Here is a 14,262-nt window from a genome sequence, read left to right on the forward strand (position 1 = left end):
TGAAATCCTTACGCAAGGCGAGGTATACCAATGAAAACGCTAACTGGTGCTCAAATGATGTGTGAAGCGTTGATAGCCGAGGGCGTTGATGTGATGTTTGGCTATCCTGGTGGGGCGATTATGCCGTTCTACCATGCGCTGCCCGAATATCCTCAATTGCGCCATATTTTGGTGCGCCACGAACAAGCAGCTGGCCATGCCGCCGAAGGCTACGCCCGTACCAGCGGCAAAGTTGGGGTTTGCGTCGCTACCAGCGGCCCGGGCGCAACCAACTTGGTCACCGCAATTGCCGATGCGATGATGGATTCAATTCCAATCGTGGCAATCACTGGCCAAGTCGTCACCTCGTTGATTGGCAAAGATGGCTTTCAAGAAACCGATGTGACGGGCATCACCCAGCCAATCACCAAGCACAATTATTTGGTGACCGACGTGCGCGACCTGCCACGGGTGTTCAAAGAGGCCTTTCATATTGCGCGAACTGGACGGCCCGGCCCAGTGCTGATCGACGTTGCCAAAGATACCCAAAATGCTCGTGGCGTGTTCGAGTATCCAGCAACTGTCGATTTGCCTGGCTACAAGCCCAACTACGATGGCAATCGTCGCCAAATCAAAGAAGCTGCCAATTTGCTGAATCAGGCCAAAAAGCCCTTGATTATGGCAGGCCATGGTATTTTGCTGGGCCACGCCAGCACCGAATTGCGCGAATTTGCCGAAAAAACTGGCATTCCGGTGATCACCACGCTGTTGGGTATTAGCTGTATTCCCGAAGATCATCCGCTATCGTTGGGTATGCCTGGCATGCACGGTTGGGTGCACGTCAATCGCGCGATTCAAGAATGCGATGTGCTGTTTACGATTGGCGCACGCTTCGACGACCGCGTAACTGGCAAATTGGATAGCTTTGCCCGCAATGCCAAAATTATTCACGTTGATATTGACCCTGCTGAGGTTGGCAAAAACGTGGTAACTGCTGTGCCAATTGTCGGCGATGCCAAGCGAGTGCTGGAACATTTGACCGAAATTGCCAACCCCAACGACCACAGCGAATGGGTCAACCATATTCGCGAGGTTCAGGCAACTCGCTCCAAGCGCCAACGCGACCCTGAAAGCGCCATGTTCACGCCGCACCATGTGTATGCTGAATTCACCCGCATTTTGCAAGGCGAATTTCGGGTTTGCACCGATGTGGGCCAGCACCAAATGTGGGCAGCCCAGTTGATCGAATATATGAAACCCCATACCCACATCACTTCTGGCGGCTTGGGCACGATGGGTTTTGCCTTGCCAGCAGCGATGGGCGTGCAAGTCGCTTGCCCCAACGAAGAAGTTTGGGCAATTGCTGGCGATGGCGGCTTTCAGATGAATTTGCAAGAGCTAGCCACGGTAGTCCAAGAAAGCCTGCCCTTGAAGATTTGTATCATCAACAACGGCTACTTGGGCATGGTGCGCCAATGGCAGGAGCTTTTCCACGAACGCCGCTATTCGGCAACGCCAATGTGGAGTCCCGATTTTATCAAACTGGCTGATGCTTATGGGATTCCTGGGGTGCGCGTCGAGCGCGCCGAAGATGTGGCCGAAGCGATTCACCAAGCGCGGGCAACTAACGGGCCATTCTTGATTGAATTTGTGGTTGAGCGCGAAGTCAATGTCTATCCGATGGTGGCTCCAGGCGCAAGCATCAGCGATATGTTTGAAGATCCCAGCGAAGTCGAAATCGAAGACGTTGTGGCAGTGAAATAGGCTCAGGAGATTTTTGTGATGAAACATACCTTAGTCGCTTTGTTACGTGACCAACCTGGAGTGCTGAACCGCTCTGTGAGCCTGTTTCGCCGCCGTGGTTTCAATATCGAAAGCCTGACCGTTGGCCACACCGAAACCGCTGGCATCTCACGCATGACCTTGGTGATCGATGGCGATACCACCAGCGTCGAGCAAGTGATCAAACAACTCTATAAATTGATCGATGTGCTGAAGGTCAGCGACGTGACCCAAGATCCAAATGTCACTCGCGATTTGCTGCTGGTCAAGGTCTATGCACCACCAGCCAAGCGCAGCGAATTGATGCAATTGGCCGATATTTTCGGAGCCAAAATCGTCGATGTCGTGCCCGATGCCATGATGATCGAACTGAGCGGCAGCCCTGAACAGCTCGACCGCTTTGTTGACCTAATTCGCCCGTTTGGCATTCGCGAGATGGTGCGTACTGGCTGCGTGGCAATGACCCGTGGCGCTTCGACCATCAGCGGGCCATATCAAAGCCAAGAATTTCGCGCTGCTTAATTGCATTCAACGAGGCAAACGCCTCTTCATTAATAAAGGATCACGACCATGCTGCAACCAATGTTTGAAGAAGAAACCAACGCGACCGCTGATAAAGCCCACTATAGCGACGAAGATGTCAATTGGGATACCTGGTGGGGCGATTACGGCGAGACCATGGAATAAACACGGGTAGCAATTGTTCATCGTTCAACCCATTTCCTAGTTATATTTGAGGAACTCATTCAATGGCAAAGCTTTATTACGATAACGATGCAGATCTTGGACGCTTGGCTGGCAAAACTGTGGCGATCATCGGTTATGGCTCGCAAGGCCACGCCCACGCCTTGAACTTGAAGGATAGCGGCGTGAAGGTGGTGGTTGGTTTGCACGAAGGCAGCAAATCAAAGGCCAAAGCCGAAGCTGCGGGCTTGCAAGTGTTGAGCGTTGGCGAAGCCACCAAGGCTGCTGATGTTGTCATGGTGTTGGTGCCAGATACGACCCAAGCCCAACTCTACAGCGATGAAATTGCCCCCAACTTAAAGCCCAACGCAACCTTGATGTTTGCGCACGGCTTCAATATTCGCTATGGTCAAATTGTGCCCCCAGCTGGGGTTGATGTGTCGTTGATCGCGCCAAAATCACCTGGACATCGCGTCCGTGAAGTGTTTGAGCATGGCGGCGGCGTGCCAGGTTTGGTCGCGGTGTATCAAGATGCTAGCGGCGAAGCCTTGCAAAACGCTTTGGCCTATGGCAAGGGCATCGGTTGTGCGCGGGCTGGCGTGCTCGAAACCACCTTCGCTGAAGAAACCGAAACCGACTTGTTCGGCGAGCAAGCGATTTTGTGTGGCGGCGTTTCGGCCTTGGTCAAAGCTGGCTTTGAAACCTTGGTCGAAGCTGGCTATCAACCAGAAGTTGCCTACTTTGAATGTATGCACGAACTCAAATTGATCGTCGACTTGTTCTACCAAGGCGGCTTGAGCTATATGCGCTACTCGGTCAGCGACACCGCCGAATGGGGCGATTACATCGCAGGCCCACGGGTTGTGACCAGCGAAACCAAAGCTGCCATGAAACTGTTGTTGGAAGAGATTCAAAATGGCGCATTCGCCGAAGATTGGATCGAAGAAAACCACACTGGCCGCGCTCGTTTCAACAAATATCGTTCAACTGATGTCGGCCACCAAATCGAACATGTTGGCCGCGAACTGCGCTCAATGATGCCGTTTGTCAATCCAAAAGAAATTAACCCAGGCAGTTAATTAGGGAACGAGGGCTAGCGTTGCCGAAACCACGAAGGACACGAAGAGCACGAATATTAAATTTCATACTTCGCGTTCTTCGCGTTCTTCGGGGTTTCAATTGGCTCAAACTATTGCCCTGATTACGGAGAACTTTATGACCAGCGATTATGTACGAATTTTCGATACAACCCTGCGTGACGGTGAGCAATCACCAGGCTGCACCATGCATCTGCACGAAAAGTTGGAAGTTGCCAAGCAATTGGCACGAATGGGTGTGGATATTATCGAAGCGGGCTTTCCGGCGGCCTCACCAGGCGATTGGGAAGCAGTTAACCAAATTGCCAAGAGCGTTGGCACTGCCGATGGTCCGGTGATCTGTGGTTTGGCGCGGGCAGTCAAAAGCGACATCGAAGCCTGTGCGACGGCAATTGCACCAGCGGCCAAAAAGCGCATTCACACCTTCCTCTCAAGCTCAGATATTCATATCGAGTATCAATTGCGCTCGACCCGCGAGGAAGTGCTGACGAAAACCCGTGAGATGGTGCGCTTGGCTAGCTCGCTCTGCGCCGATGTTGAGTTCTCGCCGATGGATGCGACCCGTTCCGACATCGAATTTATGTATCAGATGCTGGCGATAGCGATTGAAGAAGGCGCAACAACCTTGAATATTCCTGATACCGTGGGTTATTCCACGCCTGAGGAATATGCAGCGTTGCTTCGGGGGATTATCGAAAACGTACCTGGCGCTGCTGATGTGATTATCTCGACCCACTGCCACGACGATTTGGGCTTGGCAGTAGCCAATTCGTTGGCTGGCGTTCGAGCTGGCGCACGCCAAATTGAATGCACAATCAATGGCATTGGCGAGCGAGCTGGCAACGCTTCATTGGAAGAAGTGGTGATGGCGTTGGAAACGCGCAAGCAATTTTATGGCCTGAGCACCAACATCGACACCACCCAACTAACCCCTAGCTCGCGCTTGTTGAGCGCCTGCACCAACACCCAAGTGCCACCCAACAAGGCAGTTGTTGGCGCGAATGCCTTCGCTCACGAATCGGGCATTCACCAAGATGGCGTGTTGAAGCACCGTATGACCTACGAAATTATGAGCGCCGAATCGGTTGGCCAAGATGGCAATGCCTTGGTTTTGGGCAAGCACTCAGGCCGCCATGCCTTCCGCCATCGGGTGCAAGAATTGGGCTATAGCTTCGATGAAGCCACAATCAACCACTTGTTTGCCCGTTTCAAAGATGTGGCTGATCGCAAGAAATATGTTGATGATCGCGATGTTGAAGCCTTGATTACTGATGAAGCAGGTCGCCCAAGCCCAGTCTATGAATTGGAGCATGTGCAATTTGCCTCAGGCGTGAACGCCATTCCAACCGCGACCGTGCGCATGCGCGGCCCCAACGGCGAAGTCAAAATCGAATCGGCGCAAGGCACAGGCCCAGTCGATGCCGTCTATTCGGCGATCAACAAAGTGGTGCTGACTCCAGTTACCTTGCTCGAATTTGCGGTCAACGCCATCACCGAAGGCATCGATGCGGTTGGCGAAGTTAGCGTGAAAGTGGTCGAAGGCAAGCATAAACATGTACGCGGCGTGCTAACCGACAAAGCAACTGATGCCAAAGTGTGGCGCGGCAATGGCGTTAATGTCGACATTATTGTTGCTGCCGCCGAAGCCTACGTTGGAGCTTTGAACAAATTGCTCAAAGCCCGCCAAGAACGGCTCAAGCAAGAAACTACCGCCCGCATGGAAGTTGCCAGCGCCGCGCCAGGCGTAGATCTGTTCGGTGGCTCGACGCTCGGTCGTTACGAATAATTTGCGGCCTTGGTTCGCGCTGAATCAAGGCCCCTAGCCCAAACGAACTTATGAAAATTGCTTATCTCGGCCCAGCTGGTACATTCAGCGAAAAAGCAGCGTTGGAAGCGGGCGACCAACAATCCACCTATTTGCCAATGGCAAGTATGCCCGCTGTGATGACGGCTGTTGAAACTCGAGCGGTTGATTATGGCATTTTGCCAATTGAAAACTCGCTCGAAGGCGCGGTGAGCATTACGCTCGATGTGCTGATTCACGAAACGCGGTTGCGGATTTGCCGCGAAATCGTGATTCCGATTCGACATATGTTGGTGGCCAAGCCCGATGTGCAACTCGATACGATCGAAGTGCTGTATACCCACCAACAACCGCTGGCCCAATCACGCCGTTTTATCGAACGCTGCTTGCCGAATGTGCCAACCGTGGCCACGTTAAGCACTGCTGCTGCATTGGTCGAAGCGCTCGCTGATGAGCGCCGCGCCGCCGCATTGACCACCTTGCATGCTGCCGAACGCGCTCAAGCCAATATCTTGGCCTACGATGTTCAAGATACCACCAACAATCGCACCCGCTTTGTGGTTTTGGCTCCCGAGGATGCCGCGCCAACTGGCGACGACAAGACTTCGCTGATGTTTACATCGAAGGTCAATCGCGCTGGAGCCTTGCACGAAGCCTTGGCAATTTTCGCCCAAGCTGGGATCAATTTGAGCAAAATCGAATCGCGGCCAGCCAAAGCCGAGCTTGGCGATTATGTTTTTCTCGTAGACATCGATGGCCATCGTCATGAGCCAAGCGTTGCCGAAGCCCTGCAAAAGCTGGCAACCATCGCTGGGCGGGTCAAGATTTTTGGTAGTTATCCAAAGTTTAGAACATAGAACATACATAAATCTATGAATCAATTGCGATATTCCCTCACCCCCAGCCCCTCTCCCACGGAGCGGGAGAGGGGAGTTTAGTTGAACCAATTCCCCCTCGCTCGCGTGCGGGAGAGGGGGCTAGGGGGTGAGGGGACGCAAATTTTTGCCAAAGTCATAAATCATTCGATCTATGTTCTAGGAGTGTGACACATGCAAATATTTTTATATGATACAACGCTGCGGGACGGCACTCAACGCGAAGGGCTTTCGTTATCGTTAGCCGATAAACTGAAAATCGCTCGCGAACTTGATCGCTTTGGCATGCACTATATCGAGGGTGGTTGGCCTGGCTCGAACCCCAAGGATGCAGCATTTTTTGCCGAAGCTGCCAAAATGGAGTGGAAGCACGCTAAGATTGCGGCATTTGGTTCAACCCGTCGCGCCAATAGCAAACCAGAAACCGATGCCAACCTCAAGGCATTGCTCGATGCTAACACGCCAGTCGTCACTTTGGTTGGCAAATCGTGGACCTTGCACGTAACCGAGGTGCTGGAAACCACGCTCGAAGAAAATTTGGCCATGATTCGTGATAGTGTAGCTTTGATGAAAGCCAACGGCAAAGAAGTTATTTATGATGCAGAGCACTTTTTTGATGGCTTCCGTGCTGATAATAGCTATGCGCTAGCCACCATCAACGCTGCCGCCGAAGCAGGAGCCGATTGGATTGTGCTTTGCGATACCAACGGCGGCTCGCTGCCCGATTGGATCAGCGCCGTGGTGCAGCAAGTCAAGGGCAAAATCAAGACCCAACTGGGGATTCATACTCACAACGATAGCGAGTTGGCGGTAGCAAATTCGTTGGCGGCGATTGTCGCTGGTTGTCGCCAAGTGCAGGGCACGATCAACGGCTATGGCGAGCGCTGCGGTAACGCCAACTTAATTTCGATCATTCCCAATTTGCAACTGAAAATGGGTATGTTCTGTGTGCTGCCCGACCAACTGCAACGCTTGACTGAGCTTTCGCGCACGGTCAGCGAGATTGCCAATTTGAACCCTGACGAACATGCCGCCTACGTTGGCAACAGCGCGTTCGCCCATAAAGGCGGGATTCACGTTGCAGCAGTGGCCAAAGTTGAACATTCGTATCAGCATATCGACCCAGTGCAAGTTGGCAATCGCAAACGAGTGGTGATTAGCGAGCTTTCAGGCCGTGGCAACATCAAAATGCGCGCCGAGGAATTGGGTGTGGAGAGCGCAGGCCTCGAACGTGGCGTACTCGAACGGGTCAAATTACTCGAAAGCAAGGGCTTTCAGTTCGAAGCAGCTGAAGGTTCATTTGAATTATTGGTGCGCCGTGCTGCTGCCGATTATACCGCGCCCTTTAAATTGCTCGATGTCGTGACGATTGTTGAGCAGCGGCGTGGGGTTGAGATGCAGGCCGAGGCAACAGTTAAGCTACAAATTGGCGAGGAAATTTATCATACAGCAGCTTCGGGCAACGGCCCAGTTAACGCGCTTGATCAAGCAATGCGCAAAGCGTTGCTCGCGCGCTACCCAGAATTGGCCGATGTGCATCTCGTCGATTACAAAGTGCGGATTCTCGATTCGGAATCGGCAACTGGCGCAACCACCCGCGTTTTGATCGAGGCCGCGATGGGCGAAGAACGCTGGACAACCGTTGGCTGCTCGGAAAATATTATCGAAGCCAGCTGGCAAGCCTTGGTCGATTCGCTAGAATTGCCCTTGGTTCGCGCCCAAAGCAACCAACCAGTGCTACTCAAACACGCCGAAACCGTCGCGGCGTAACGCTAGACAAGGAACACTGCATGTCAATCAAACCGACCAAGTACATTTGGATGAACGGCGAATTGGTGGAATGGGAAAAGGCCACGGTGCATGTGATGAGCCACGCCTTGCACTATGGTTCATCAGTTTTTGAAGGCATTCGAGCCTATAACACGCCCAATGGCCCAGCTTTTTTCCGTTTGCAGCCGCACCTACGCCGTTTGTACGATTCGGCCAAAATCTATCGCATGCCGATTCCTTTTGATCAAGCGCAATTGGCTGATGCTTGTCATGCTGCGGTACGCGAAAATGGCTTAGATTCGGCTTATCTGCGGCCCTTGGCTTGGCGTGGATATGGCGTGCTGGGCGTAAACCCGCTGGCAGCGCCGGTTGATGTGATGATTGCAGCTTTGGAATGGGGAGCCTATCTTGGCCCCGAAGCGCTAGAATTGGGCGTTGATGTCTGCGTTTCGTCGTGGAATCGCACCGCGCCAAACACGATTCCAACCATGGCCAAAGCTGGTGGCAACTATCTTTCATCGCAATTGATCGTGATGGAAGCAGCGCTCAACGGCTACGCCGAAGGCATCGCGCTCGATGTTAATGGCGTGTTGAGCGAAGGCAGCGGCGAAAATCTGTTCATCATTCGCGATGATGTGATTTATACCACGCCGGTGACGGCGGCAATTCTACCGGGCATTACCCGCGATAGCGTGCTGACCTTGGCCAAAGAATTTGGCTACGAAGTGCGCGAACAAGCCTTGCCGCGCGAAATTCTCTATCTTGCTGATGAAATGTTTTTCACTGGCACAGCTGCCGAAGTCTCGCCAATTCGCTCCGTCGATGGCATACAAGTTGGCGAAGGCAAGCGCGGGTCAATCACCACCGTATTGCAAGAGGCCTTCTTCGGCTTGTTCAACGGCAAAACCGCAGATAAATGGAACTGGTTGGAGTATCTGCGATGAGCATTCGTTATAGCAGCGACACAGTAATTAGCGCCGAGCAATTTGTGGCCGTGCTGAATGCCTCAACCCTTGGCGAACGCCGTCCGGTCGACGATTTGGCGCGCATGCAAGCGATGATCGACAATGCCGATTTGATCGTCACGGCGTGGGATGGCGAAAAGCTGATTGGCGTAGCCCGCACAATCACCGATTGGAGTTATGCCGCCTATCTTTCCGATTTGGCGGTTGACCAAAGCTACCAAAAACAAGGCCTTGGCCGCCAATTAATTGCGCTTACCCGCGAAAAACTTGGCGCGCAATGTTCCTTAGTGCTCTTAGCTGCGCCCGCCGCCGCCGATTACTACGCCAAAGTCGGCTTCGAATCGATCACAAACGGCTGGCAAATCAAACGCACGAGTTAATTATCCACGAAGAGCACGAAGAGCACGAAGTTGAGATAGGTTTTAACGCAGAGGCGCAGAGAACGGAAGGATGAGAAATGCAAATACTTGGAATGAGAATCCTTAGTGATCTTCGTGTTCTTCGCGGTTTCATTCCTTAGTTCTATGCTAGAGATTTGGGGTTAGCGGCAAAAAGGGAAAACTGATCCCCAGCCCCTGACCCCCGACCCCTACTATACATTTGGAGAACCACAATGGCCAAGACATTATTTGAAAAAATCTGGGATGCGCATGTTGTTCAAGCTGCTGACGCTGAATCGCCAGCAACCTTATATATCGATTTGCACTTGGTGCACGAAGTTACCTCGCCACAAGCCTTTACGATGTTGCGCGAACGTGGCTTGACCGTGCGCCGCCCATCCCAAACCCTCGCCACGATGGACCACAGCACGCCAACCACACCGCGCGGCGCTGATGGCATTATTCCCGTGACCGACGAAATTGCCCGTAAACAATTGAATCAGTTGATTCAAAATTGTAGCGATTTTGGCGTGCCGCTCTACAACTTGGGTACCGAAAACCAAGGCATTGTCCACGTGATCGGGCCAGAACAAGGCTACACCCAGCCAGGCATGACGATTGTTTGTGGCGATTCGCATACCAGCACCCACGGCGCGTTTGGCGCATTGGCGTTTGGAATTGGCACCAGCGAAGTTGGCCACGTCTTGGCAACCCAATGTTTGTTGCAGCAAAAACCGCAAACTGCCGAAATTCGCATCGATGGCACGCTGCGCGCAGGTGTAACGGCCAAAGACATTATCTTAGCGATTATTGCCAAAATTGGCGTAGGCGGCGGCACGGGCTATGTGCTCGAATACACTGGTTCGGCGATTCGCGCCCTCTCGATGGAAGAACGCATGACCATCTGCAATATGTCGATTGAGGGCGGCGCACGGGCTGGTTTGATTGCACCCGACGAAATCACCTTTGCTTGGCTGAAAGATCGCCCGCATACGCCCAAGGGCGAAGCATGGGATGCTGCGGTTGCATATTGGCGCACGTTGCCCAGCGATGAAGGCGCAAGCTACGATTTGCAAGTCGTTTTGAATGCCGATGAATTGGCTCCGATGATTACCTATGGCACCAACCCAGGTATGGGCATTCCGGTGACAGGCAACGTGCCAGCCCCCAGCGATTTGGCTGATGATAGCCAACGCATGGCCTTGGACAAAGCCTTGAATTACATGGGCTTGCAACCAAACCAACCGCTGATTGGCCAAAAAGTCGATGTGGTGTTCCTTGGCTCCTGCACCAACTCGCGGATCTCCGATTTGCGGGCAGCCGCTAAGTTGTTGGATGGCAAAAAAGTTGCCGACGGCTTGCGCATGTTGGTCGTGCCCGGCTCGCAACAAGTCAAACGCCAAGCAGAAGCCGAAGGCTTGGACCAAATTTTCCGCGCTGCTGGCGCTGAATGGCGCGAAGCAGGCTGCTCGATGTGTATCGCCATGAACGGCGATCAATTGCAACCTGGCCAATATGCGGTTAGCACCAGCAACCGCAACTTTGAAGGTCGCCAAGGCAAAGGCGGACGAACCTTCCTCGCCAGCCCGTTGACCGCCGCCGCCACCGCCATCAACGGCCATATCGTCGACGTGCGAGAAATTCTATAAAAGGATGAAGGATGAATTATGAAGGATGAAGAATATATTGATGCTATTTATTCATTCTTATTCATAATTCATCCCTCATCCTTCATAATTACATAGAGGTTAACATGCAGCCAATTAATACATTTCAGGCCAAAGCAGTGGCCTTGCCAATTGAAAATATCGACACCGACCAGATCATTCCGGCGCGCTATTTGAAAGTTACCGATAAAAATGGTTTGGGGGAAGCGCTGTTTACCGATTGGCGCGGCGAGCCAGATTTTGTGCTCAACCAACCGTATGCTCAAGGCGCTGGCGTGCTTATTGCAGGCCATAACTTTGGCTGTGGCTCCTCGCGCGAGCATGCGCCGTGGGCGTTGCAAGGCTTTGGCTTCCAAGCAGTCATCAGCACCTATTTTGCTGATATTTTCAAAGGTAACGCCTTGAAAAACGGCTTGTTGCCAATCGTGGTTGATGCCGCAACCTTGGCCCGACTGACTGAGCAATGCTTAGCCAATCAAACTATCGACGTGAGCGTCGACCTTGCCAACCAACAAGTGCATGTCGCTGGCGAAACTATTAGTTTTCCAATTGATGCCTTCTCCAAACATTGCTTATTGCATGGAGTCGACCAATTAGGCTATATTCAAGCCCAAGAAGCTGCAATCCAAGCCTACGAAACCAGCCATGCCGCCCGCGTCAATACGGTTGGAGTTTAACAATTTATTGAAACCACGAAGAGCACGAAGAACGCGAAAGTAGAGTTTTAAACATGTGGGAATCAGGGAATCCTTCTGGTGATTTCCTGATTCTGTTATATTTGCTGTACTCTACAGCTCTACATGGTTAATGGTGAAGTATTTACTCCACCGCTTGTTGGTTAACTTAGCAAGGAGTGTTTTGATGCAAGCAACAATTGCCTTATTACCTGGCGATGGCATCGGCCCCGAAGTCGTTGCCGAAGGGGTCGAGGTGCTCAAGGCCGTGGCTGAACGCTATGGCCATACTTTTACATTCAGCGAAGGCTTAATCGGTGGCTGTGCGATCGATGCCCATGGTACCGCCTTGCCAGAAGCCACCGTCGAAATTTGTAAAGCTGCCGATGCAGTGCTGCTTGGCGCAGTTGGCGGCCCGAAATGGGATGATCCCAAGGCCAAAGTTCGGCCAGAACAAGGCTTGTTGGGCATTCGCAAAACCTTGGGCTTGTACGCCAATTTACGCCCCGTTGCGGTAACCCCAGCCTTGGCCAGTCGCTCGCCCTTGCGCCCCGATTTGGTCGAAGGTGTCGATATGTTGGTGGTGCGCGAATTAACTGGCGGAATTTACTTCGGCGATAAAACCAGCTTCTACATTCGCCCCGACGAAGAGCAAGCAATCGATACCTGCGTCTACACGACCAGCGAAATCGAGCGCGTAGTGCGGCGGGCTTGCGAATTAGCCCGTGGTCGGCGTGGCAAAGTGACCTCGGTCGACAAAGCCAATGTGCTAGAAACCTCGCGCTTATGGCGGCGGGTGGCTAGCCGCGTGGTGGCCGAAGAATTCCCCGATATTGAGCTTGAGCATATTTTGGTTGATGCTTGCGCGATGCACTTATTGCGCCGCCCAGCAGATTTCGATGTGATTGTGACTGAAAATATGTTCGGCGATATTCTGACCGACGAGGCTTCGATGTTGGCTGGCTCGTTGGGCTTGTTGCCATCTGCTTCGCTGGGCAAGGGCAAAGCTGGCTTGTACGAGCCAATTCACGGCAGCGCTCCCGATATTGCGGGCAAAGGCGTGGCCAATCCATTGGCAACCATTTTGAGCGTGGCCTTGCTGTTGCGTTATTCCTTGGGCTTGAATGCAGAGGCTGAGGCAGTTGAAAAAGCTGTTTACGCGACGATCGATGCAGGCATTTTGACTGGCGATTTGGCTCCTGCTGGCCAAGCTCGCTCAACCAAAGAAGTTGGCGCTGCTGTTTTGGAGCGCTTGGGCTAGATATTCATTACGCCCCGAGTTCAATGGCGAGCAAGGGGCGTTTGTATTTTAGGATTGCAGCCCCAGTAATTCGTATAACCCCAAAACCCCCAAACCAGTGCCTTCCCAAGTAAATTTAGCTGCTTGGCGTGGGCCTGCCTCAGCTAAAGCTTGGCAAAATTCCGGCTCGGTTAATACTTTTTGTAAGGCCGCCGTCAGCGCCGCCGTATCGTGGGGATCGACCAGCAAGGCCGCATTGCCAGCAATTTCGGGCAAGCTCGAGATGGTCGAGGTAATCACTGGCGTTCCACAGGCTTGGGCTTCGACAATCGGCACGCCAAAGCCTTCGTAGAGCGAAGGATAAACCATGGCCGTTGCACCACTGTAAAGCTTGGGCAAATCGCTGTCGCTGACAAAATCCAAAAAGATGACAGATTGAGCGAGGCCATAGCGTTGGACTGCCGCATAAATTGGCTCGGCCAACCAACCACGCTTGCCGCCAATCACCAAGGGCTGGGTGCGCAATTCGGCAGGCAATTTACCAAAGGCTTCGATCAAACGCTCGACATTTTTGCGTGGTTGCACCGTGCCTACATTTAATAGATAGCGCTCGGGCAAGCCAAGCCGCTGGCGCATTTCAGCAATTTCTGCCTCAGGCCGCGGGTAAAAATCGCTGCCACTGCCCGAATAAACTATGGTTGATTTATCTGGCGCAGTGCCAAGCAAGCGCTCCATATCGGCCTTGGTTGCTCGCGAATTAACGTGAATATGGTCGGCGCGGCGAATATTGCGCGGCACAACTCCACCCAAATAGCGGCGCAATTCTGGCGGCGCAGTTTCGGGGTGGATGATATAGGCAAAATCGTGAATCGAGAGCAGGGTTTTGGCGGCGGTTGGCGGCAGCACAAAATCGGTGCCATGGACCACATCAACCGCGCCAACAATCCTTTCAACCGCCAAGGGCAACCGCAAACGTTGCCAAAGAATCGTCAGCAAGCGCTCAGTAATCGGAATTGGCCGCGGCTGAATATTGGGCAAACGCCGTTGAAGCTCATGCAAGGCCTGCATCTGAGCACTGTTAGGGTCAAGCCCACGCGCTGCATACCACAACGAAAAGCGATGTTGCGGTGCTGCCTGCGAGGCAACTTGGGTTATTTCACGCACAAAACGGCCAATTCCACCGCCTTGACGCACTGCTGCATTGTAATCAATTGCTATGTGCATAAGTTAAGAGCATAGAACATAGAGCATAGAGCATAATCAGTTTGAATAAGAATTTGTGTCCCCTCACCCCCAGCCCCTCTCCCACTGGACGCGGGCGAGGGGAGTTGGTTGGGTGGTCTGA

Annotated in this window: 12 protein-coding genes; 11 read left to right on the forward strand and 1 reads right to left on the reverse strand. The window is 52.8% G+C overall.

Translation table 11 applies throughout. From position 1 onward, the window contains the following. Positions 1-30 precede the first annotated feature (30 nt). From ilvB to leuB, 11 genes are all read left to right on the forward strand, one after another. Positions 31-1,743 (forward strand): biosynthetic-type acetolactate synthase large subunit, encoded by a 1,713-nt coding sequence (ilvB, locus tag JOD20_RS03425; protein WP_204753918.1) that lies wholly within the window; start codon positions 31-33, stop codon positions 1,741-1,743. A gap of 18 nt (positions 1,744-1,761) precedes the next feature. Then, positions 1,762-2,283, forward strand: coding sequence for an acetolactate synthase small subunit (gene ilvN, locus JOD20_RS03430; RefSeq protein ID WP_204753919.1), 522 nt, complete (start codon positions 1,762-1,764; stop codon positions 2,281-2,283). Positions 2,284-2,510: 227 nt separating this feature from the next. After that, the gene (gene ilvC, locus JOD20_RS03435; protein WP_204753920.1) at positions 2,511-3,524 is read left to right on the forward strand and encodes a ketol-acid reductoisomerase; all 1,014 of its coding nucleotides are present in this window, start codon (positions 2,511-2,513) and stop codon (positions 3,522-3,524) included. Positions 3,525-3,660: 136 nt separating this feature from the next. Continuing rightward, positions 3,661-5,328 carry a 2-isopropylmalate synthase gene (locus tag JOD20_RS03440; protein ID WP_204753921.1) on the forward strand — a complete coding sequence of 556 codons (1,668 nt, stop codon included), beginning with the start codon at positions 3,661-3,663 and terminating at the stop codon, positions 5,326-5,328. A 50-nt stretch (positions 5,329-5,378) separates the two neighbouring features. Next, positions 5,379-6,203 carry a prephenate dehydratase gene (gene pheA / locus JOD20_RS03445; protein WP_204753922.1) on the forward strand — a complete coding sequence of 275 codons (825 nt, stop codon included), beginning with the start codon at positions 5,379-5,381 and terminating at the stop codon, positions 6,201-6,203. A 192-nt stretch (positions 6,204-6,395) separates the two neighbouring features. Beyond that, positions 6,396-7,991: a citramalate synthase gene (gene cimA, locus JOD20_RS03450; RefSeq protein WP_204753923.1), complete on the forward strand. Its 1,596-nt coding sequence runs from the start codon at positions 6,396-6,398 to the stop codon at positions 7,989-7,991. Between the two features lie 20 nt (positions 7,992-8,011). Continuing rightward, positions 8,012-8,935 carry a branched-chain amino acid transaminase gene (locus JOD20_RS03455; protein ID WP_204753924.1) on the forward strand — a complete coding sequence of 308 codons (924 nt, stop codon included), beginning with the start codon at positions 8,012-8,014 and terminating at the stop codon, positions 8,933-8,935. Further along, positions 8,932-9,336 carry a GNAT family N-acetyltransferase gene (locus tag JOD20_RS03460; RefSeq protein WP_204753925.1) on the forward strand — a complete coding sequence of 135 codons (405 nt, stop codon included), beginning with the start codon at positions 8,932-8,934 and terminating at the stop codon, positions 9,334-9,336. The genes JOD20_RS03455 and JOD20_RS03460 overlap by 4 nt, the downstream gene beginning before the upstream one ends. A 233-nt stretch (positions 9,337-9,569) precedes the next feature. Next, complete coding sequence (gene leuC, locus JOD20_RS03465) at positions 9,570-10,985, forward strand: 3-isopropylmalate dehydratase large subunit (protein WP_204753926.1); 1,416 nt, start codon at positions 9,570-9,572, stop codon at positions 10,983-10,985. 104 nt (positions 10,986-11,089) lie between these two features. Continuing rightward, positions 11,090-11,680 carry a 3-isopropylmalate dehydratase small subunit gene (gene leuD / locus JOD20_RS03470; RefSeq protein ID WP_204753927.1) on the forward strand — a complete coding sequence of 197 codons (591 nt, stop codon included), beginning with the start codon at positions 11,090-11,092 and terminating at the stop codon, positions 11,678-11,680. A 184-nt stretch (positions 11,681-11,864) separates the two neighbouring features. After that, positions 11,865-12,938 (forward strand): 3-isopropylmalate dehydrogenase, encoded by a 1,074-nt coding sequence (leuB, locus tag JOD20_RS03475; RefSeq protein ID WP_204753928.1) that lies wholly within the window; start codon positions 11,865-11,867, stop codon positions 12,936-12,938. 48 nt (positions 12,939-12,986) lie between these two features. Here leuB and JOD20_RS03480 read toward each other — a convergent pair whose 3' ends face one another. Beyond that, positions 12,987-14,141, reverse strand: coding sequence for a glycosyltransferase family 4 protein (locus JOD20_RS03480; protein ID WP_204753929.1), 1,155 nt, complete (start codon positions 14,139-14,141; stop codon positions 12,987-12,989). Positions 14,142-14,262: the final 121 nt, after the last annotated feature.

Source organism: Herpetosiphon giganteus (assembly GCF_016907925.1).
Lineage (GTDB): Bacteria > Chloroflexota > Chloroflexia > Chloroflexales > Herpetosiphonaceae > Herpetosiphon > Herpetosiphon giganteus.